This window comes from Pseudoclavibacter sp. VKM Ac-2867, assembly GCF_015351275.1.
Taxonomy (GTDB): Bacteria; Actinomycetota; Actinomycetes; order Actinomycetales; family Microbacteriaceae; genus Pseudoclavibacter.
The window spans coordinates 54147-73301 of the sequence record NZ_JADKSL010000010.1; the positions used below are offsets into that span (position 1 = coordinate 54147).

The window sequence follows — 19155 nt, forward strand, 5'->3', positions numbered from 1 at the left end:
GGACTATTCTGACACGCGCAGCGCGGCGGTTCGCATCGCCGAGCGAACCTCGGCCTCCCTGGGGAGGACTTCCGACTCATCGCGGCCGGTGAAGAGCCGAACCTGCACGAGTGCCTGGGCCAGGAGGAGCTCGAGTCCCGAGACCACCTGACCACCGGCGGCCTGCCAGCGCGTCGCGAGCTTCGTGGGCCACGGGTCGTAGAGCACGTCGAACAGCACCGCCCCCTGCACCCACGATGCATCGATGCCGATGTGGTCCCGGTCTCCCGGCACGGTGTTGACGACGAGCTCCGCGGCGCGCGCCTTGGCAGGACGCGCGTCGAATTCAGCGAAGGTCAGCACCTCGACCTCGACCCCCAGCGAGCGCGCGAGCGCCACCATGCCCTGCGCTCGTTCCGGCGATCGGACGACGATGGAGAGCTCGGTCGCTGCCAGCGAGGGCAGCGCGGCGATGACGGCGGCCGCCGTGCCGCCAGCGCCCAGCAGTCGCACCCGAGGAGCCGAGTCAACGCCAGCCTCATTGAGCGCCGCGACGAAGCCCGTCACATCCGTGTTCCACCCTCGAGACGGGGCGCCCGCGTCCGCCCCGTCGAAGACCAGCGTGTTGACGGCGCCGATCTCCGTTGCGGCGGGGGCGAGCGTCGAGGCGAACGCGCGAGCCTCGTGCTTCAGGGGCATGGTCACGGAGAACCCGCGCCATCCCGGCCCCCTTGAGGCGAGGAAATCTGCAAGCCCGCCCTGCGGAACGTCGAAGCGCTCGTAGCTCCAGTCGAGACCGAGGACCTCGTACGCGGCCGAGTGGATCGCTGGAGACTTCGAGTGTCCGATCGGAGACCCCAGGACGGCGAGCCTCGTCGAAGCCTCACCCATATTCGGGGTGCTCGGCCATCCACGCCAGCCACTTGGCGACCGCGACCTCGTGCTCCTCGAACGTCTCGGAGAAGATGGTCTCCCCCGTGTCGAGGTTCCAGGTCACGAAGTACACCCAGGGGCCGTCTGCAGGGTTCACCGCCGCGTCGATCGCGATGTCGCCGGGGTTCGAGATGGGGCCGACCACCATCCCGGGATGCACATAGGTGTTGTAGGCGTTCGCCGCGTCGGCGCGCTCGGCATCGCTCGTCGAGACCCGGTGCGTGTTGCCCGTTCCGTAGGCCACCGTGGCGTCCGACTGGAGGAGCATGCCCATGTCGAGTCGGTTCAGGAAGACCCTCGAGACCTTGTAGTAGTCCTCTCTGAGCCCGGCTTCCTTCTGGATGAGCGAGGCGAGGCGCACCGTGTCCCAGCGGGCTTCCGGAGCTACCCCGTGCTCGTCGAGCGACTGGAACATGCGGTCAACCAGGGTCTTGAGCACCGTCGTGGCGTCGACGCCGGGATCGAAGCTGTAGGTCGCCGGGAACAGGAAACCCTCGAGGGTCGTGGCTTCGGCAGGAAGACCGAAGTTCGCGGGAACCGCGGCGGCCTCAAGGTCGGCGACGGGGATGCCGACGCCGCCCTCGATGAGGGCGTAGACGTCCTGGAGGGCGGTCCCCTCCGGGATCACGACCGTCGACTCCTGACGGTTCGCAGGGTCGAGGAGCGACACGAGCGCTGATTCAGCGCTCATCTCCTCCTGCATGCCGTAGCTGCCCGGGATGAACACCGGGTCCTCGGGCTGAGCCAGCACCTCATCCACGAAGGCACCGGAGGTCTTCACGATGCCCACGTCGGCGAGGCGCTCACCGATCGAGGTCCCGGTGTCGCCGGACTCGATCGTGAAGGCGAGCTCCGTGCCGTTTCCCGACCCTTCGAAGTCGGCGGAGGCGGCCCCGCCCCCGAAGATGCTGCGCAGCTGCGAGCCGAAACCGAACCACACGACTGCCGCGCTCACGGCGACGACGACGACGAGCACGAGGATGACGAGCAGACTCCGCTTGCCACGGCGTGCCGCAGTCGACTCGCGCCGTCGGTTGCCGCCTGCCCTCCTCGGGCTGGCACCAACGGCATCCGTCGCCGGGGCCGCCTCGTCGGAGAAGAGATCACCGAATGGGTCGTCCGGTGTGAAGCGCTTTCGTCCGTCGTGGCTACTGGGGGTCTGGTTGTCCGACAGAGTCCTGATCCTTTCGGGAGAGGAGCTCACCCGGTGCACGTCCGGATTGGCGCTCCGCGTCGAGCGAGGTTTGCAAGATGACCACTGCGGCCATCTGATCGATGATGTGCCGAGACCTGGAGGCCTTCCGGCCGACGTCTCGGAGCTGGCGGCTTGCGCTCACCGTCGTCAGACGCTCGTCCACCAACCTGAGTGGCACCGGAGAGCTCGACGCGATCTGCTCTGCGACAGCCCTCGCGTCGGCGGTCGAGGCGGTCTCCGCACCCGACAGCGACAGGGGCAGGCCGACGACGATCTCGATGGCGTCGTACTCGGCGACGAGTTCCGCGATGCGTCTGGCGTGTGCGTCGCCCTTGGCGCCGTCGCGCGGCACGGTCTCGAGGGGGGTGGCGAGCATGCCGTGCGGATCACTCCGGCTGACGCCGACGCGGGCTTTGCCCACGTCGACGCCGAGTCGGGTGCCGATCCGGAACTCAGTCATTCGCCAGTGCTGAGCGGATGGCAGCAAGCGCGTCGTCGAGACGATCGACGTCGGTGCCGCCGCCCTGGGCGACATCCGGCTTCCCGCCGCCGCCGCCGCCGAGGATCGGGGCGGCGATGCGGACCAGAGCGCCTGCCGCTGCCCCGGTGTCCCGGGCGGCGGCGTTGGTCGCGACGAGCACGATCGGCTTGCCGTTCGATGCGGCCCCGAGGGCGACGACGGCCGGACGCTCGCCGAGCTGCTCGCGCACGGCGAGCGCCAGCGAGCGGAGCTCGTCGGCACTCCGAACCTCACCGAGGTGCTTCGCGACGAGCACGACGCCTCCAGCGGTGCTCGCCTCGGCGGCAAGAGCGGGTACGCGCTGCATGGCCTCCGCCGCCTCGAGCTCCGCGATGCGCTTCTGCGCAGTCTTGAGGCTCGTGGCGAGGTCCTGCACGCGATCGGCAAGCTGCTCGCGCGGCGCCTTCAGGCTGCTCGTGAGCTGCGAGACGATGGCGCGCTCGACGGCGAAGTCCGCGAAGGCATCGCGGCCCACGAGCGATTCGATGCGCCGGTTGCTGGAGCCCACGGATGACTCGCCGATGAGGTTCACGATCCCCACCTCGGAAGAGCTGCCCACGTGGGTGCCGCCGCAGAGCTCGCGCGACCAGGGCCCGCCGATGTCCACCATCCGTACGCGGCTGCCGTACTTCTCGCCGAACAGCGCGCGAGCGCCCAGGGACTTCGCCTCGTCGAGGTCCATCTCCCGGGTCGAGACGGCATGGTTTGCGCGGATCGCGTCGTTCACGATGCCCTCGAGCTCGGCTCTCGTGTCGATTGTGAGCGCCTGGCTCCAGGAGAAGTCGAGCCGCAGGTAGCCGGCCTTGTTGTAGGAGCCGGACTGGTGGGCGTCCGGCCCGAGAACGTCGCGCAGCGCGGCGTGCAGCAGGTGCGTCGCCGTGTGAGCCTGGTTGGCGCTGCGTCGGTAGGCGGGGTCGACGATCGTCTCGACTCGGTCGCCGACCGCGACCTCGCCGGAGACGACGGTGACGGTGTGGCTGACGAGTCCGGCGATGGGCCGCTGGACGTCGACGACGTCGGCGACGAGCCCGCGGGCCGCGGAGGTGATCTGGCCGGAGTCGGCCTCCTGTCCCCCGGACTCCGCGTACAGTGCGGTGCTCGCGAGGATGATCTCCACCTGCTGCCCCGTTCCCGCGCTGACGGCGGGGACACCGTTGACGATGAGACCGAGGACCTCGCTCTCATGGGCGAGATCGGTGTAGCCGACGAATGTCGTCTCGCCGAGCGAGCGGAACTCGCTGTAGACCGAGACATCGGCGAGGGCTGAGCGCTTGGACTTGGCGTCCGCCTTCGCCCGCGTGCGCTGTTCGCTCATGAGGCGCTCGAAGGCCTCGCGGTTGACGCTGACTCCTGCCTCCTCGGCGATTTCGACGGTCAGGTCGATGGGGAAGCCGAAGGTGTCGTGCAGCTTGAACGCGGTCTCACCGGAGAGGTGCTGCACGCCGCTGGCCCGCGTCTCGGTGACCGCGGTGTCGAGGATCGCGGTGCCCGCCGTGAGCGTTCGGAGGAAGGTCTCCTCCTCGGCGTACGCGAGGCGCGAGATGCGCGGGAACTCATCGACGAGCTCCGGGTAGGCGTCCTGCATGGCGTCCTTGGATGCGGGGAGCAGCTGAGGCAGGCTTGCACCCTCGAACCCGAGGAGCCGCATGGCGCGAACGACTCGACGGAGCAGGCGACGCAGGATGTAGCCACGTCCTTCGTTGCCCGGCTCGACGCGGTCGGCCATGAGCATGAGCGATGAGCGCACGTGATCGGCGACGACGCGCATTCGCACATCGTCGGTGTGCACCGCACCGTAGCGCTTGCCGGAGATCTCGGCGGCCTTGTCGAGCACAGGTCGGACCTGGTCGATCTCGTACATGTTGTCGACGCCCTGCTTGATGAAGGCGATGCGCTCGAGACCCATGCCAGTGTCGATGTTCTGCTTGGGCAGGTCGGCGACGATCTCGTAGTCGTCCTTCGTCGTGCCTGCGCCTCGCTCGTACTGCATGAAGACGAGGTTCCAGATCTCGACGTAGCGGTCGTCGTCGGTGGCTGGGCCGCCGTCGACACCGTACTCGGGGCCACGGTCGAAGAAGATCTCCGAGCAGGGGCCAGCGGGGCTGCCGGGGCCTCCGGCGGACCAGAAGTTGTCCTTCATCCCGAGGCCTTGGATGCGGTCGTCGCTGAAGCCCGTCACCTCGCGCCAGATGCCGCGAGCGACGTCGTCCTTCTCGTACACCGTGATCCAGAGGTCTTCTGGCTTGAAGCCGAGACCGCCGGAGCTCTCCGGGGATGTGAGGAGCTCCCAGGCGAACTCGATCGCTCCCTGCTTGAAGTAGTCGCCGAACGAGAAGTTGCCGCACATCTGGAAGAACGTTCCGTGCCGAGGCGTCTTCCCGACCTCTTCGATGTCGTTGGTCCTGATGCACTTCTGCACGCTGACGGCGCGATCGAACGGAGGCGGCACGATCCCGGTGAAGTACGGGATGAACGGCACCATGCCGGCGATCGTGAACATGATCGTCGGGTCGTCGCTGACGAGGGGCGCGGAAGGGACGACGGTGTGCCCGCGCTTCTCGAAGAAGTCGAGGTAGCGGCGACGGATCTCAGCGGTTTGCATCGTGCGGTGTGGCTCTTTCTCTGGCGACGGGCGACGGAGGCCGCCCAGGCGACGGGGGATGTGCTGGTCGCGCTACTTGATGTCGGCGATGGCCGCGGAGAGGTCCTGCGTGCGGGCGCGGTAGCCCTCTGCGACGGCCTCGGTGAACTCGTCGACGCGGCCGTTCACGCCGGCGAAGAACTTGCGCCCTGCCGGAGTCGAGTTGACGAGGTGAGCGAGGGCGAACCCTGCGGCGATGCCGCCGATGATGCTGAGTGCTGTGCGCATGCGAACTCCTGTGAAGAGGGGTGAGGGGGTCGGACAGGTCAGCGCGTGGCGCGCGGCTTCGGCTTCTTCGGTGTGCTCTTCGGCGTGGACTTGGCCTTGGGCTTGGTCGGTCCGTCGCTCTTGAAGCTCGAGATGCCGGCACGCACTGCCGCGGAGAACCCAGCGAGCTTGATGAGGGGGCCGCCGACACTGGCGGCGGTGAGCGCGACGAGGCTGGAGACGTTGCTCGTCGTCTCGGAGACGTGGGTGGTGATGCTGTCGATCTTCGCGAGCTGCTTGTTGGCTTCGAGCACGGTGACCTGCGTCTCGGCCAGCGTGGGGGTGATCGCATCGACCGACTCGCGGATGCCGCTGCGCACCTCGTCGAGGACGCCGCCGAGCTTCAGCAGAGGCACTGCGAGCAGAAGGACGAGGACGAGGAAGACTCCGGCCGCGATGAGGCCGGCGATGTCGCCACCAGACATGGTGCTCCTTACTGAGTGCAGCGAGCTGCCGCACGGGTAGACGAACGGGGCTGCCGCACGGGTAGACGAGCGGCGCAGTGCCGCAGGACAGACAAAGGGGCGGGCCATCTTGCGATGACCCGCCCCTATGTTAGTTGGCTCTCGCGGCTCGGGCTGTCCCGAACTGCCAGTTCCGGCGAACCGGAGCGCCTGCTTGGCTAGCGAGCAGCGTAGTACTCGACGACGAGCTGGACTTCACACGTCACCGGGACCTCAACGCGCTTCGGACGGCGCACGAGGCGTGCCTGGAGCGTTGCGAGGTCGACATCGAGGTACGCGGGGACCTTGGGGAGGACGTCCGCGTGGCCACCGGCTGCGGCGACCTGGAAGACCTCGAGGGCCTCCGAGCGCTGCTTGACCTGGACGAGCTGTCCCGGCTTCACGCGGAAGCTGGGACGGTCGACGAGCTTGCCGTCGACGAGGATGTGACGGTGCACGACGAGCTGACGAGCCTGTGCCGTGGTGCGGGCGAAGCCCGAACGCAGGACAAGCGCGTCGAGGCGCATCTCGAGCAGCTCGACGAGGTTCTCACCCGTCAGGCCTGCCGCGCGACGCGACTCTTCGAAGACGATGCGAAGCTGCTTCTCGCGGAGCCCGTACTGGGCGCGCAGGCGCTGCTTCTCGCGCAGACGGACGGCGTAGTCGCTGTCGGTCTTGCGACGCGTGCGGCCGTGCTCTCCCGGTGCATACGGGCGCTTCTCGAGCGCGCGCTCTGCCTTCGGGGTGAGTGCGATGCCGAGTGCGCGGCTGAGGCGCACCTTGCTGCGTGAACGTGAGGTCTTGGACACAATTGCCTTTCGAGCGAAGTTTGGCGCGCGTGAGCGCGCAGAAATGAAGTTGCTCTCCGCCAAGGCCATGCCCCGGCGTCAAACTTGAGCAGTGTCGCGCGTGCGTCGGCTACAGACTGCACGCCTTGCTCTCGGACGCGCAGCCGCACGCGACCCCGGGAGGTAGACCGAGAAAGACTAGCACAACTGGAGTCGCGCTCAGAGCCCTGGCTTGGTGATGGCCCGCAGCTTCTCGAGCCTCGCAGCGATCTCCCGCTCTTCGCCGAACCGGGTCGGCGAGTAGTACTCACGCTGGCTCAGCTCGTCCGGGAGGTACTGCTGCTCGGAGACTCCCCGCGCGTCGTCGTGCGGGTACCGATATCCCTTGCCATGACCGAGGCGCTTGGCACCGGCATAGTGCGCGTCCCTGAGATGCTTCGGCACGCGGCCGATCCCGCCCGCCTTGACATCGGCGATCGCCGCGTTGATCCCCGAGTAGGCGGCGTTCGACTTCGGGGCAGTCGCCAGGAAGACGGTCGCCTGGGCAAGCGGGATGCGTCCTTCGGGCATGCCGATGAGCTGGACGGCGTCGGCTGCCGCCACCGCCATCTCGAGCCCCCGCGGCTCGGCGAGGCCGATGTCCTCGCTCGCGAGCACGATGAGCCTGCGGGCGATGAAACGCGGGTCCTCCCCCGCCACGATCATGCGTGCCAGGTAGTGGAGGGCAGCATCTGGGTCACTGCCTCGCACCGACTTGATGAACGCGCTGATGACGTCGTAGTGCTCATCGCCGTCCCGGTCGTAGCGCAGCAGCGCCTGGTCCGAGGCACTCGAGACGATCTCGGCATCGATCGTCGTCTGCTCGGAGGCCTGAGCGGCGGCCGCTGCCGCTTCCAAGGTCGTGAGTGCCCGCCGTGCGTCACCCGAGGAGAACTGCACGATCGCGCGCTTGGCGTCATCCGCGACCTCGAAGGCGCCGCCGAGGCCGCGCTTGTCTGAGGTCGCGCGGTCGAGCAGCTCGATGAGGTCTCCCTCGTCGAGCGGCTGCAGGGTGAGCAGCAGACTCCTGGAGAGCAGCGGGCTGATGACCGAGAACGAGGGGTTCTCCGTGGTCGCCGCGACGAGCGTGACCCAGCCGTTCTCCACGCCGGGAAGCAGCGCATCCTGCTGCGCCTTGGTGAACCTGTGGATCTCGTCGAGGAACAGCACCGACTGGATGCCGTACAGGTCACGTTGGGTCAGTGCCTCATCCATGACCTGCCGCACGTCCTTCACACCGGCGGAGATCGCGGAGAGCTGCGTGAATCGTTTGCCGGAGGTGTGCGCGATGGCCTGGGCAAGGGTCGTCTTGCCCGTGCCGGGCGGCCCCCAGAGGATGACGGATGTTCCCGCGCGAGTGTCCTGCTCGGGTGAGGCGAGCGCGCGCAGGGGTGAGCCGGGGCGCAGCAGGTGCCGCTGACCCACGACCTCGTCGAGGGATCTCGGGCGCATCCGCACCGCGAGGGGCGCAGTTGTGCCCGCAAGGCTTGGCGCGTCACCTGTCATGAAGCCCGATGTTAGTAAACTCCCCTCTGGTGCCTGCACGGCATGCTGAAGACAAGCGAATGAGGCACAGTGGCAACTTCGGACAAGAACTCCCGCGAACAGCGTCGGCGAACCCGCGAGTACGAGGCGCGCGTCGCTGTCCACGAGCGCGGCGTCCGGCGTCGCAGCCGCGACAACCGCACGTGGACGATCGCTCTTGTCGTGGTCGCCCTCGTCGTCGGCGCACTGCAGGTCTTCTACTTCACGGGCGGTCCCGGAGCGCCGGCACCCGCTGCAGACGCCACGACGTCCCCGGCGGCCACTCCGTCCGGTGAGGTACCGGACCCGGCCCTCGCCGAGGGACGCACCTGGACGGGCGAGATGACCTTCAACGACGACCTCACGCTCGGCATCGAGCTCGATGGCGCCGCGGCCCCGCAGGCGGTGGCGAACATGGTCTCGCTCAGTGGCGAGAACTACTTCACCGATACTTCCTGCCACCGGCTCACGACCGAGGGACTCTTCGTCCTGCAGTGCGGCGATCCGACAGGAACGGGAACGGGCGGGCCCGGCTACAGCTGGGGCCCCATCGAGAATGCGCCGGAAGACGGCGTCTACCCCGCTGGCACGATCGCCATGGCTCGCCAGGGCGGCAACGCGGAGAGCATGGGCAGCCAGTTCTTCATCGTCTACGAGGACACCATCCTCCCGGGCGATGCCGCAGGCGGCTACACCGTCATGGGAAAGGTCACGGGCGGCCTTGACGAGTTCATCACGGGGATCGTCGAGCCGGGTGTCGACCCGGCTTCCGGCGGCGGCGACGGCGCTCCCGTGGCACCCGCCGTCATCACCTCCCTCTCCCTGCAGTAGCGGATCGAGCGGGCCGCCTGCCGGAGCGGGACGGCGAGACTGGGCATGCCCTGGTGAACGAAACGCCCGCAGTGTCCTAGCATGGGGAGTCAGTCGCGCAAGCTGCGCAAACGCCTACCGTGAGGGAATACTCGCCATGTCTGCACTCCCCCAGAATCCGTGGGGCCGCGTCGAAGAAGACGGCACCGTGTACGTGATCGAAGATGGAACTGAGCGCAAGGTCGGCCAGTACCCCGATGGCACGACAGAGGAAGCCCTCGCGTACTTCGTTCGCAAGTTCTCCGACCTCGAAGGCCAGGTGTCTCTCCTCGAGCAGCGCGTCAAGAACGGAGCTCCGGCCTCTGACATCGCCAAGTCCGCCAAGCACCTCAGCGCACAGCTGAGCGACGCGAACGCGGTCGGCGACCTCGCCGCACTCCGTTCACGTCTCGAGGCGCTCGGCGGCACCGTCAGCGAGCTCACCGAGCAGCAGCGTGAGGCGCAGCAGGAAGAGATCGCAGGTGCGCTCCAGGAGCGCGAGGCGATCGTGGTCGAAGCCGAGCGCCTCGCCGCCCAGTCTCCTGCCTCCATCCAGTGGAAGCAGACGACGGCCAGCATCGACGAGCTCTTCGCGAAGTGGAAGACCCATCAGCAGGACGGGCCCCGACTGCCGAAGGCAGAGGCCAACGCACTCTGGAAGCGCTTCCGTGGCGCGCGCAGCACTCTCGAGCGCGAGCGCCGAGCTTTCTTCGCGGAGCTCGATGCCAGCCACAAGACGGCTCGCGATGCCAAGACGAAGATCCTGGAGCGGGCGGAGGCGCTTGCCCCCCGCGGCGCCGACGGCGTCGCTGAATATCGCAGGCTCCTCGACGAGTGGAAGGCCGCGGGCCGTGCTGGCCGCAAGTACGACGACGCGCTATGGAACCAGTTCAAGGCCGCCGGAGATGTGCTCTTCCAGGCGAAGGGCGAGGTCGACGCGGCAGAGAGCGTCGAGTACTCCGCCAACTACGAAGCCAAGGCTGCGCTGCTCGAAGAGGCGACCCCGATCCTCCAGCTGACCGACCGCCGGGCGGCGCGAGAGAAGCTCGCCGACATCCAGCGTCGGTGGGATGAGATCGGGCGTGTGCCCCGCGAGAACTTCAAGGCCACGGAAGACCGCCTTCGCGCCATCGAGCAGCATGTGCGCAAGCTCGACGACGATCACTGGCAGAAGTCCAACCCCGAGCGTCAGGCCCGGAGCCAGGGCATGCACAGCCAGCTGACCGAGGCCATCGAGAAGCTCGAGGCCGAGCGTGCCGACGCCGAGGCGCGGGGTGACAAGCGGGCAGTCAAGGAGGCCGAAGAGGCCCTCGAAGCCCGCCGCGTCTGGCTCGCCGCCATCGGCAGCTGAGCTTGAGCGTCACTCCACAGCAGTCGAGACCGTCTGCCGTGTGAGCCGTGAAGTGGGGCAGGATGCGAGCGTGCATCCTGCCCCACTTCGTCTTCTGCCCTTCGCCGAGCTCCAGGTCATGGAGCGGGACGGTGAGATCTTCCGTTTCGGGCACGCGTGTGCCGTGGGATACGCCTCCATTGCTGGGCAGCTCACGGCGGAGCACCGGGCTTCGACGCTCGCGCGTCTCGTGACCGGCAGCTGCGCTGTGGGTGGCGCGTCGGCGATCTGGGTGCATGCGGGCGGCCGTCCGCCGCAGCAGGTCACCCTGGCATCTCCGCGTGGTGCGCGACCGCCGAGGCGGCAACGGGCGGGTGTGAGGTACAGATCCACTGCTCCGCCGGAGGAGGCTGTCGTGCTCGTCGGTGGGGTCCGGGTCGTCGGAGCCGATCTCGCGCTCCTGGATCTCCTGTATGACCCGGAGAGCAGCCAGGTGTCGATCGACCACGCGGTGCAGCTGCTCGCCAGGGACCCGGTGGAGCTCCTCGCTGACTATCCCAGCCACCGGAGACCATTCGTCTCCCTCGCGAGGCACCGCGCGACACTGGCGCGCTCTGCGAGCGTTACTGCGTCTTGACCCGGTACACGTCGTAGACACCGTCGATCCTGCGGACGGCGTTGAGCACACGGTCGAGGTGCGTCGTGTCGCCCATCTGGAACGAGAACTTGCTGATGGCGAGGCGAGCCTTCGAGGTGTGCACGGTTGCGGACAGGATGTTGACGTGGTGCTCGCTCAGCACGCGAGTCACGTCGCTGAGCAGTCCGGAGCGATCAAGCGCCTCCACCTGGATGTTCACGAGGAAGACGCTCGAGGAGCTGGGGGCCCACTGGACCTCGATCATGCGCTCGGGCTCGCGCCGGAGGCTGGCGACGTTGTTGCAGTCCGCGCGGTGCACGGAGACGCCCTGGCCGCGCGTGACGAAGCCGAGGATGTCGTCACCGGGCACGGGGGTGCAGCACTTCGCGACCTTGACGAGGATGTCCGGTGCACCCCGGACGAGGACGCCGGAGTCGCTCGTGGTCGGGATCGTCGTGCCGGGGGTGAACTGCGGCGCTTCATCCGCGGCGGGGACGTCCTGCTCCTGGCGGAGGGCGGCCTGCAGCTTCTCCATGACCGACTGCGTCGAGACGTGCCCGTCGCCGACTGCGGCGTAGAGGGCGGTCACGTCCAGGTAGCGGAGGTTCGAGGCGACCGAGGAGAACGCTTCTTGGACGTGGTCTTTGTTGAGCGGGAGACCGGCCTTCCGCAGCGCCTTGGCGACGGAGTCCTTCCCCTGCTCGATGGCCTCGTCTCGGCGCTCCTTCGAGAACCACTGCCTGATCTTGTTCTTGGCTCGGGCGCTGGCGACGAAGGTCAGCCAGTCCTGCTTCGGCCCGGCATCCGGGTTCTTGGAGGTGAAGACCTCGACGACATCGCCGTTCTGCAGCTTCGAGTCGAGGGGCAGAAGGCGCCCGTTGACCTTCGCGCCCATGGTCCGGTGACCGACGTCGGTGTGGATCGAGTACGCGAAGTCGACGGGTGTGGCACCCGCGCTCAATCCGATGACCTTGCCCTGGGGCGTGAAGACGTAGACCTCTTTCGCGCCGAGGTCGAAGCGCAGGGAGTCGAGGAACTCTCCGGGGTCGGTGGTCTCCTGCTGCCAGTCGCTCAGGTGCTTGAGCCACGCCATCTCGGTGCGGGTCTCGTCAGCCTTGTCCTGCTTGCCGGACTGGGCGTTCTGCTTGTACATCCAGTGTGCCGCGACGCCGAACTCTGCCCGCCGGTGCATCTCGATCGTGCGGATCTGGATCTCGACGGGTTTGCCGTCCGGTCCGATCACCGTGGTGTGGAGCGACTGGTAGAGGTTGAACTTCGGCGTCGCGATGTAGTCCTTGAAGCGCCCCGGCATGGGCGTCCACCTGGCGTGGATGGCACCGAGGACGCCGTAGCAGTCGCGCACCGAGTCGACGATGAGGCGGATGGCCGTGAGGTCGTAGATCTCGTCGAAGTCGCGGCCCCGCACGATCATCTTCTGGTAGATCGAATACAGCTCCTTGGGGCGCCCGTAGACGTCGCCCCGCATCTTCAGCTGCCGGAGGTCCGACTGCACTTCGGCGATGACCCGCTGCACGTACTTCTCGCGCTCGGGCTGCCTGTGGGCGACGAGATTCTTGATCTCGGAGTAGATCTTGGGATTGATGACGGCGAAGGAGAGATCCTCGAGCTCGTTCTTCATCGCCTGGATGCCCATGCGGTGCGCGAGGGGCGCGTAGATCTCCAGCGTCTCCTTGGCCTTGCTCTTCGCCTTCTCCGGGGACATGAAGCCCCACGTTCGAGCGTTGTGCAGGCGGTCGGCGAGCTTGATGACGAGGACACGGATGTCCTTCGACATCGCCACGACCATCTTGCGCACGGTCTCTGCCTGCGCGTTGTCGCCGTACTTGACCTTGTCGAGCTTCGTCACGCCGTCGACGAGCATCGCGATCTCGTCGCCGAAGTCGGATCGAAGCTCGTCGAGCGTGTAGTCGGTGTCTTCGACGGTGTCGTGGAGGAGCGCGGCGGCCACGGTGATCGAGCCGATGCCGAGATCGGCGAGGATCTTGGCGACGGCGACCGGGTGCGTGATGTAGGGCTCGCCGCTGCGGCGGAACTGCCCCTCGTGCGCGTCCTTCGCCACCTCGTAGGCTCGCTGCACGAGTGCCGTGTTCGCTCGAGGGTCGTGCTTCCTGAGCGACTTGAGAATCGGCTCGAGGACGTGCACCGGCTGCTTCGCGAACATTCGCGGCATTCGCCAGCGCAACGAGGAGACCTCACTCATGCAGCACCTCCATATGCATCATCACCCTGGCCTGCGTGGGTACGCGGACCAGGGTGATGACAAGTTATCACCGTGCGGGGTGTCCTCAGGACGCGGAGGCCCTGGGTGCCGGCTCGGACTCCGAGGCGGCTGCCTCTTCGTCGTCTTCGGCATCCGCATCGGCCTCGTCGCGCTCCTTGAGCGTGCGTGCGCGAGCCGCGAGGATGCGCTTGTCCGTGCGCGCGATCTCCGGTTCGCGTGAACGCAGCCCCGCGTACAGCGGGCCCGCGACGAAGATCGTCGAGAGCGCTCCGACGAAGATTCCGATGAACAGTGCGAGGGCGATGTCCCGCAGCGTGCCTGCGCCCATCAGGAAGGCGCCGATGAACAGGATCGCTCCGACCGGGAGCAGTGCCACGACCGAGGTGTTGATCGAGCGCACGAGGGTCTGGTTGATGGCCAGGTTCACGAGCTCGCCGAAGGTCCGGGAGGATTCCGCGTTGTAGTCCTCGGCGTTCTCACGGATCTTGTCGAAGACCACGACGGTGTCGTAGAGGGAGTAGCCGAGGATGGTGAGGAAGCCGATCACGGCCGCGGGGGTGACCTCGACGCCGGTGACGGCGTAGACGCCGGCTGTCACGACGAGGTCGTGGGCGAGGGCGACGAGTGCCGCGATCGACATCTTCCAGGTGCGGAAGTACAGCGACATGAGGATGGCGGCGATCGCCACGAATACGCCGAGTCCGATCACCATCTGACGGGTGATGTCCTGCCCCCACGATGGACCGATCGTGGAGAGGTTGACGTCCTCGACAGGCACGGAGTACGCCTCCGCGAGCTGCGCACGCAGCTCCGTGTTGGCGTCCTCGGAGAGGGCGTCGGTCTGCACGCGGATTCCGCCGTCGCCGAGGACGGCGACCTTCGCGGGGGTTGCCGTGAACTCGGCGGCGGCCGCGATGGCCGGCTCCTGCTCGTCGGTCGCCGGCTGCGAGACCAGGAACTCGGAGCCACCGGTGAACTCGATGCCGAGCTCGAGGCCTCCGCGGAGGATCGGCACGAGGATCGAGATGAGCACCGCGATTCCCGCGATGGAGAACCAGATCTTCCGCCTGCCGACGAAGTTGAACGAGCGCTCCCCCGTGTACAGATCGTTGCCCAGGGTCTGGAACTTGCTCATCAGGCCTTCTCCCCATTGCTCGTGGTCGACGTCTGATCGGCATTGGCCGACCCGGCCGCCACGAGGTCATCGCCACCGGCCTTCTTGGCGGCTTCTGCCTTGCGCTCGGCGAGCGTCTGTCGTCGCTCAGCCTCGCGTGTTGCGCCGCGCTTCTTCTGCTCCGGGGTGCGGAACGTGCCGCGCCCGCGGTACACCGCGCCAAGAGATCTGGGATCGAGGCCGGAGGCGGGGTGTCCGTCCGCGAAGAACGGGGTCCGAGCGAGCAGGCGCATGAGGGGGTGGGTGAAGAGGGTGACCACGATGATGTCGATGATCGTCGTGATGCCGAGTGTCAGCGCGAAGCCGCGCACGTTGCCGACGGCCACGAACAGCAGCACGATGGCGACGAGGAAGTTGACGGCGTCCGATGCGAGGATCGTTCTGATGGCGCGTGTCCAGCCGCCTTCGACGGCCGAGACCAGCCCCTTGCCGTCTCTCAGCTCATCCTTGATGCGCTCGAAGTAGACGATGAACGAGTCTGCCGTGATGCCGATGGCGACGATGAGGCCCGCGACACCCGCCAGCGAGAGCCTGTACCCCTCCTGGTTGGAGAGATACGTGACGACGATGTAGGTCAGGGCCGCAGCGATCACCAGCGAAGCCACCGTCACGAGTCCGAGCGTCCGGTATTGGAACAACGAGTAGACGACGACGGCCGCGAGGCCGATGAGACCGGCGATGAGGCCGTTCACGAGCTGCGAGCTGCCCAGGGTCGCCGAGATCGTGGAGGTCGACTGCGCGACGAAGTTGAAGGGCAGCGCACCGAACTTGAGCTGGTCCGCGAGGGCCTTGGCGCTCTCCTCGTTGAAGTTTCCGGAGATCTGCGGCTTGCCGTCGGTGATCGCCGCGTTGGTGGTCGGAGCCACGATGACCTGGTTGTCGAGCGTGACGGCGAAGCGGTTCTGGTTCTCCGTCAACCCGACGAGCCGCTCGGTCACGGCAGCGAACTCCTGCGTGCCCTGTGCATCGAACTCGATATTCACGGCCCACTGGTTGGTGGTCGCGCCGGTGCTCGTGGTGGTGAGGCCGCTGGTGGCGTCGGCAATGCGCTCACCGGTCACCTCTACCGGCCCCAGGACGTACTTCTCCGTCCCGGAGTCGTCACAGGTGATGAGCGGCTGGGTCGGGTCGATGTCGGCAGCGGGTGCGAGGTCGGCGCAGTTGAACTGCAGGAAGTCGACGTACATCTGCTCGGTGACCCAGTTGATGTCGCTCGCGTTCGTCGGCTCCGCTGTGGGCGTCGTCGAGAGCTCCTCCGGTAGCTGGTCAGCCGGGATGGCCTGGCTGTTCGCGGCCTGGTCGGCAACGAGCACGGCACGGAACTCGAGCTTGGCCGAGTTCTCGATGCGGTCTCGCGTGAGCTGGTCCATCTCACCTGGGACGGAGACGACGATGTTCCGTCCGCCCTGGGTGGTGATCTCCGCCTCCGAGACGCCGGACGCATCGATGCGCTGGCGGATGATCGAGACCGCCTGCTGCATCTGCTCGGACGACGGGTCTGCCTGGCCCTCCGGCAGCTGCGCCGCGAGGACGACCTGGGTGCCACCCTCGAGGTCGAGCGCGAGGCGAGGCGTCCACTGACCGCCCTGCGTGGCGACGGCCAGCCAGTTGAGGCCCACGAGGGCAAGGATGAGGATCAAGAGCCACGTAAGCGTGCGCCAGGCGCGCTGGACGATGCCAGCACCCCGACCACGACGCGCCGATGACGTTGTCGACTTCGCCAAGAGAGTTCTGCCTTCTGACCTCAAGACGAGGCCCGTGCGTGAGAGGTGAGGGAGTCGCCTACGCCTTGTTGATGTTCGGTCCGGACTCGGAGCCGTTGTCGCTGTCGCGGCGCTCGGACTCTGCCTCGGCCTCGAGCTCGGGACGCTCTTCGACGGCCTCGTGCTCGGAGAGCGCGGAAGCATCGTCCGGAACAGCCGGCGTGAGGATGTTCGCGACGGTCATCGAGTGGACGCGCAGACGGGTGCCCGGCTCCGACTCGATCGTCGTGATGTTGTTCTCCTCGTCGATGTCGACGATCGTGCCGTAGACGCCGCTCTGCGTCATGACATCCGCGCCGATGACCGCGCTGCTGCGCATCTCCTGCTGCTGCTGAGACCTCTTCTTGTTGCTGCGCCACATGAAGAAGATCATGACGCCGAGGAGGACGAGGGGAAGGAGAAGCGTGAGATCCATTGTGGGTGCCTTTCTGGCAGTCCGTACTACGACTATGCACGCCCGGAACGACGGCAAACGCATCTAGTGTACGTCGCGGTCGTCCGGTTGTCGCTCAGCAAGAGCTGGAGGGTTGATGGTGGTTCCTAGATGTCGAGAGCTGACCGCTGGGGTGCTCCCCCGCCAGGAAGGGTGCGGCCGAGATGCGCGTAGGCCTGCTGCGTCGCGACGCGGCCCCTCTGCGTGCGGGTGACCAGGCCGGTACGGACGAGGAAGGGCTCGACCACGCTCTCGACGGTTTCCGCCTCCTCGCCGACGGAGACGGCCAGCGATCTCACGCCGACCGGTCCCCCGGCGAAGCGATCGATGAGCGCCTGCAGGACGGCGCGGTCGAGGCGGTCGAGGCCAAGCGCATCCACGTCGTAGACCAGGAGTGCGTGCTGCACGGCCTGCTCGTTGGCGTCGGTCTCGTGGACCAGGGCGTAGTCGCGCACTCGCCGGAGGAGTCGGTTCGCGATTCGCGGTGTACCCCTGCTGCGGGTCGCGATCTCGGCGAGGGCCGCATCGTCGACGCGGAGATCGAGCAGGCGGGCCGCACGGGCGAGGACACGTTCCAGCTCGGCGTCCTCGTAGAACTCGAGGTGAGCGGTGAAGCCGAAGCGGTCGCGAAGTGGGTTCGGGAGGAGGCCCGCTCGGGTGGTGGCGCCGATGACGGTGAACGGGGCCAGCTCGAGCGGAACGCTCGTGGCGCCTGCACCCTTGCCGACCATGATGTCGATGCGGTAGTCCTCCATGGCGAGGTACAGCATCTCCTCGGCCGTGCGCGCCATGCGGTGGATCTCGTCGATGAACAGCAGCTCACCCGGCACCAGGCTGGAGAGCACGGCCGCAAGGTCGCCCGCGTGCTGCAGCGCCGGACCGCTCGTGAGCCGAATGGGCTGCCCCGTCTCCTCGGCGACGATGAGAGCAAGCGTCGTCTTTCCGAGGCCTGGGGGGCCCGCGAGCAGGATGTGGTCGGGGGTGCGACTCTGCAGGGCGGCGGCCTTGAGGAGCAGCTCCAACTGCACCCGCACCTTCGCCTGGCCGACGAACTCGGCGAGGTTCGCCGGTCTGAGGGCTCCCTCGAAGGCGATCTCCGCCTCGGACTCGGGTGCTTCCGGGATGTGCGAGGCGTCGGTCACGACCGGCTCCCAGCTGGCCCGAGCAGCTTGAGGGTGGCCCGCAGCAGCTTCGCGACGTCCTGGTCTTCGCCCTCGAGGGCCTTGGCGGCGTCCTCGACCGCAGGCGCAGCCTGCCGTTCTGCGTAGCCGAGGCCGAGCAGCGCTTCGACGACGTCGCGGCGCACCGCTGCGGCCCCGCTGTCGGAAGAAGGCTCCCCCGTGGTCGTGCCCGGTGCAGGCGCGAGCGCGATCTTGCCCGCGAGCGAGAGGATGATGAGCTTCGCGGTCTTGGGGCCGATGCCGCTCACTGCCGTGAAGGCCTTGACATCCTCTTCACCGACCGCGCGGGCGACCTGCTCCGGCTCGAGATGCGCGAGCACGCCGAGCGCGGACTTGGGGCCGACTCCGGTGACCGTGATGAGGTGCTCGAAGATCTCGAGCTCCTCGGGTCGCTGGAACCCGTACAGGGTCCAGGCGTCTTCGCGGACGACGAGGTGCGTGCGCAGCAGCACCTCGGTGTCGAGGCGGAGCTGCATGGCATGGGCTGGGGTCACGAAGACCTGGTAGCCGACACCCGCGGCCTCGATCGTGACCGTTGTGGCGGTCCGGTACAGCACCTGGCCGCGGAGGGAAGCAATCACCGGTCTACCGTACGCGGCGGCCGCGAGATTTCGCGGCACGCTCGGCGGCGAGCCACGCGCTCTGCGCGGTTGTCGGCGCGTCCGAGGGCCGCCCGGCTGACGCGACGGCTCGCTGCGCTGGCGTCTGGCGCCCCGCGGGCTTGAGCGCGTCGAGCGGGGATTTCCATGCCGAGCAGATAGCGAGCGCCAACGCGTCGGCGGCGTCGGCCGGTTTGGGGATGTCGTCGAGTCGGAGGATGCGCTGCACCATCGTGCCGACCTGCTTCTTCTCGGCTGAGCCGTAGCCGGTGACGGCGGCTTTGACCTCCGACGGGGTGTGCAGGACAGCTGCGATGCCTCGACGTTCCGCTGCGACGAGGATCACTCCGGAGATCTGGGCGACCCCCATGACGCTCGGCAGGTTCTGCTGGGCGAAGACGCGCTCCAGGGCGATGGCATCCGGCTTGAACTCGTCGAGCACGGCCTCGATGCCGTCTGCGAGGAGTCGGAGGCGCCGCTGCAGCTCATCTCCGGGAGCTGAGGTGACCACCGAGACGTGCACGAACTCGACACGCTGTCGGCCGTGCGCGTCGACGATGCCGAGGCCGCAGCGCGTGAGGCCGGGGTCGATGCCCAGGATTCGCCGCGGCACTCGGA

18 protein-coding genes are annotated in these 19155 nt (G+C 67.6%); 3 read left to right on the top strand and 15 right to left on the bottom strand.

Going from position 1 to position 19155, the window contains the following annotated elements; translation table 11 throughout:
- Positions 1–3 precede the first annotated feature (3 nt).
- The 8 genes from ITJ67_RS11345 to ITJ67_RS11380 form a co-directional block, all read right to left on the bottom strand.
- The gene (locus ITJ67_RS11345; RefSeq protein WP_194677676.1) at positions 4–870 is read right to left on the bottom strand and encodes a shikimate dehydrogenase; all 867 of its coding nucleotides are present in this window, start codon (positions 868–870) and stop codon (positions 4–6) included.
- Positions 863–2116 (bottom strand): endolytic transglycosylase MltG, encoded by a 1254-nt coding sequence (mltG, locus tag ITJ67_RS11350; RefSeq protein ID WP_194677677.1) that lies wholly within the window; start codon positions 2114–2116, stop codon positions 863–865. The genes ITJ67_RS11345 and mltG overlap by 8 nt, the downstream gene beginning before the upstream one ends.
- Positions 2061–2567 carry a Holliday junction resolvase RuvX gene (gene ruvX, locus ITJ67_RS11355; RefSeq protein ID WP_104241282.1) on the bottom strand — a complete coding sequence of 169 codons (507 nt, stop codon included), beginning with the start codon at positions 2565–2567 and terminating at the stop codon, positions 2061–2063. The genes mltG and ruvX overlap by 56 nt, the downstream gene beginning before the upstream one ends.
- Positions 2560–5229, bottom strand: coding sequence for an alanine--tRNA ligase (gene alaS, locus ITJ67_RS11360; RefSeq protein ID WP_194677678.1), 2670 nt, complete (start codon positions 5227–5229; stop codon positions 2560–2562). The genes ruvX and alaS overlap by 8 nt, the downstream gene beginning before the upstream one ends.
- A 72-nt stretch (positions 5230–5301) precedes the next feature.
- Positions 5302–5496 (bottom strand): Na+ dependent nucleoside transporter N-terminal domain-containing protein, encoded by a 195-nt coding sequence (locus ITJ67_RS11365; RefSeq protein ID WP_104241284.1) that lies wholly within the window; start codon positions 5494–5496, stop codon positions 5302–5304.
- Between the two features lie 38 nt (positions 5497–5534).
- Complete coding sequence (locus tag ITJ67_RS11370) at positions 5535–5960, bottom strand: DUF948 domain-containing protein (protein ID WP_194677679.1); 426 nt, start codon at positions 5958–5960, stop codon at positions 5535–5537.
- Between the two features lie 197 nt (positions 5961–6157).
- Positions 6158–6787 (bottom strand): 30S ribosomal protein S4, encoded by a 630-nt coding sequence (gene rpsD / locus ITJ67_RS11375; protein ID WP_104241286.1) that lies wholly within the window; start codon positions 6785–6787, stop codon positions 6158–6160.
- Positions 6788–6985: 198 nt separating this feature from the next.
- Positions 6986–8311, bottom strand: coding sequence for a replication-associated recombination protein A (locus ITJ67_RS11380; protein ID WP_194677680.1), 1326 nt, complete (start codon positions 8309–8311; stop codon positions 6986–6988).
- A gap of 69 nt (positions 8312–8380) precedes the next feature.
- Here ITJ67_RS11380 and ITJ67_RS11385 point away from each other — a divergent pair, with 69 nt between their 5' ends.
- From ITJ67_RS11385 to ITJ67_RS11395, 3 genes are all read left to right on the top strand, one after another.
- A complete protein-coding gene (locus ITJ67_RS11385; protein WP_194677681.1) occupies positions 8381–9160 on the top strand; it encodes a peptidylprolyl isomerase in 780 nt (259 codons plus the stop codon).
- Positions 9161–9296: 136 nt separating this feature from the next.
- A complete protein-coding gene (locus ITJ67_RS11390; protein ID WP_194677682.1) occupies positions 9297–10529 on the top strand; it encodes a DUF349 domain-containing protein in 1233 nt (410 codons plus the stop codon).
- Between the two features lie 40 nt (positions 10530–10569).
- A complete protein-coding gene (locus ITJ67_RS11395) occupies positions 10570–11145 on the top strand; it encodes a hypothetical protein (RefSeq protein WP_194677683.1) in 576 nt (191 codons plus the stop codon).
- Here ITJ67_RS11395 and ITJ67_RS11400 read toward each other — a convergent pair.
- The 7 genes from ITJ67_RS11400 to ruvC all read right to left on the bottom strand — a co-directional run bounded on the left by ITJ67_RS11400 (position 11132) and on the right by ruvC (position 19150).
- The gene (locus ITJ67_RS11400) at positions 11132–13366 is read right to left on the bottom strand and encodes a RelA/SpoT family protein (RefSeq protein ID WP_104241291.1); all 2235 of its coding nucleotides are present in this window, start codon (positions 13364–13366) and stop codon (positions 11132–11134) included. The genes ITJ67_RS11395 and ITJ67_RS11400 overlap by 14 nt on opposite strands.
- A gap of 85 nt (positions 13367–13451) precedes the next feature.
- Entirely contained in the window at positions 13452–14522 is a 1071-nt protein-coding gene (gene secF / locus ITJ67_RS11405; RefSeq protein WP_160071804.1) for a protein translocase subunit SecF, read from the bottom strand.
- Complete coding sequence (gene secD, locus ITJ67_RS11410) at positions 14522–16285, bottom strand: protein translocase subunit SecD (RefSeq protein WP_228502687.1); 1764 nt, start codon at positions 16283–16285, stop codon at positions 14522–14524. Before secD ends, secF begins: the two co-directional genes overlap by 1 nt.
- Positions 16286–16343: 58 nt before the next feature.
- Complete coding sequence (yajC, locus tag ITJ67_RS19735) at positions 16344–16739, bottom strand: preprotein translocase subunit YajC (RefSeq protein WP_181057836.1); 396 nt, start codon at positions 16737–16739, stop codon at positions 16344–16346.
- A gap of 125 nt (positions 16740–16864) precedes the next feature.
- Positions 16865–17899, bottom strand: coding sequence for a Holliday junction branch migration DNA helicase RuvB (ruvB, locus tag ITJ67_RS11415; protein WP_104298771.1), 1035 nt, complete (start codon positions 17897–17899; stop codon positions 16865–16867).
- Complete coding sequence (gene ruvA, locus ITJ67_RS11420) at positions 17896–18519, bottom strand: Holliday junction branch migration protein RuvA (protein WP_194677684.1); 624 nt, start codon at positions 18517–18519, stop codon at positions 17896–17898. The genes ruvB and ruvA overlap by 4 nt, the downstream gene beginning before the upstream one ends.
- A gap of 4 nt (positions 18520–18523) precedes the next feature.
- A complete protein-coding gene (ruvC, locus tag ITJ67_RS11425; RefSeq protein WP_160071808.1) occupies positions 18524–19150 on the bottom strand; it encodes a crossover junction endodeoxyribonuclease RuvC in 627 nt (208 codons plus the stop codon).
- Between the last annotated feature and the right edge of the window lie 5 nt (positions 19151–19155).

Excerpts from the sequence above, each read along its gene's own strand:
- ITJ67_RS11365 (WP_104241284.1), bottom strand. The coding sequence starts at position 5,496 with ATGCGCACAGCACTCAGCATCATCGGCGGCATCGCCGCAGGGTTCGCC.
- ITJ67_RS11380 (WP_194677680.1), bottom strand. The coding sequence starts at position 8,311 with ATGACAGGTGACGCGCCAAGCCTTGCGGGCACAACTGCGCCCCTCGCG.
- ITJ67_RS11370 (WP_194677679.1), bottom strand. The coding sequence starts at position 5,960 with ATGTCTGGTGGCGACATCGCCGGCCTCATCGCGGCCGGAGTCTTCCTC.
- ITJ67_RS11400 (WP_104241291.1), bottom strand. The coding sequence starts at position 13,366 with ATGAGTGAGGTCTCCTCGTTGCGCTGGCGAATGCCGCGAATGTTCGCG.
- ITJ67_RS11390 (WP_194677682.1), top strand. The coding sequence starts at position 9,297 with ATGTCTGCACTCCCCCAGAATCCGTGGGGCCGCGTCGAAGAAGACGGC.
- secF (WP_160071804.1), bottom strand. The coding sequence starts at position 14,522 with ATGAGCAAGTTCCAGACCCTGGGCAACGATCTGTACACGGGGGAGCGC.
- ITJ67_RS11345 (WP_194677676.1), bottom strand. The coding sequence starts at position 870 with ATGGGTGAGGCTTCGACGAGGCTCGCCGTCCTGGGGTCTCCGATCGGA.
- alaS (WP_194677678.1), bottom strand. The coding sequence starts at position 5,229 with ATGCAAACCGCTGAGATCCGTCGCCGCTACCTCGACTTCTTCGAGAAG.
- ruvX (WP_104241282.1), bottom strand. The coding sequence starts at position 2,567 with ATGACTGAGTTCCGGATCGGCACCCGACTCGGCGTCGACGTGGGCAAA.
- yajC (WP_181057836.1), bottom strand. The coding sequence starts at position 16,739 with ATGGATCTCACGCTTCTCCTTCCCCTCGTCCTCCTCGGCGTCATGATC.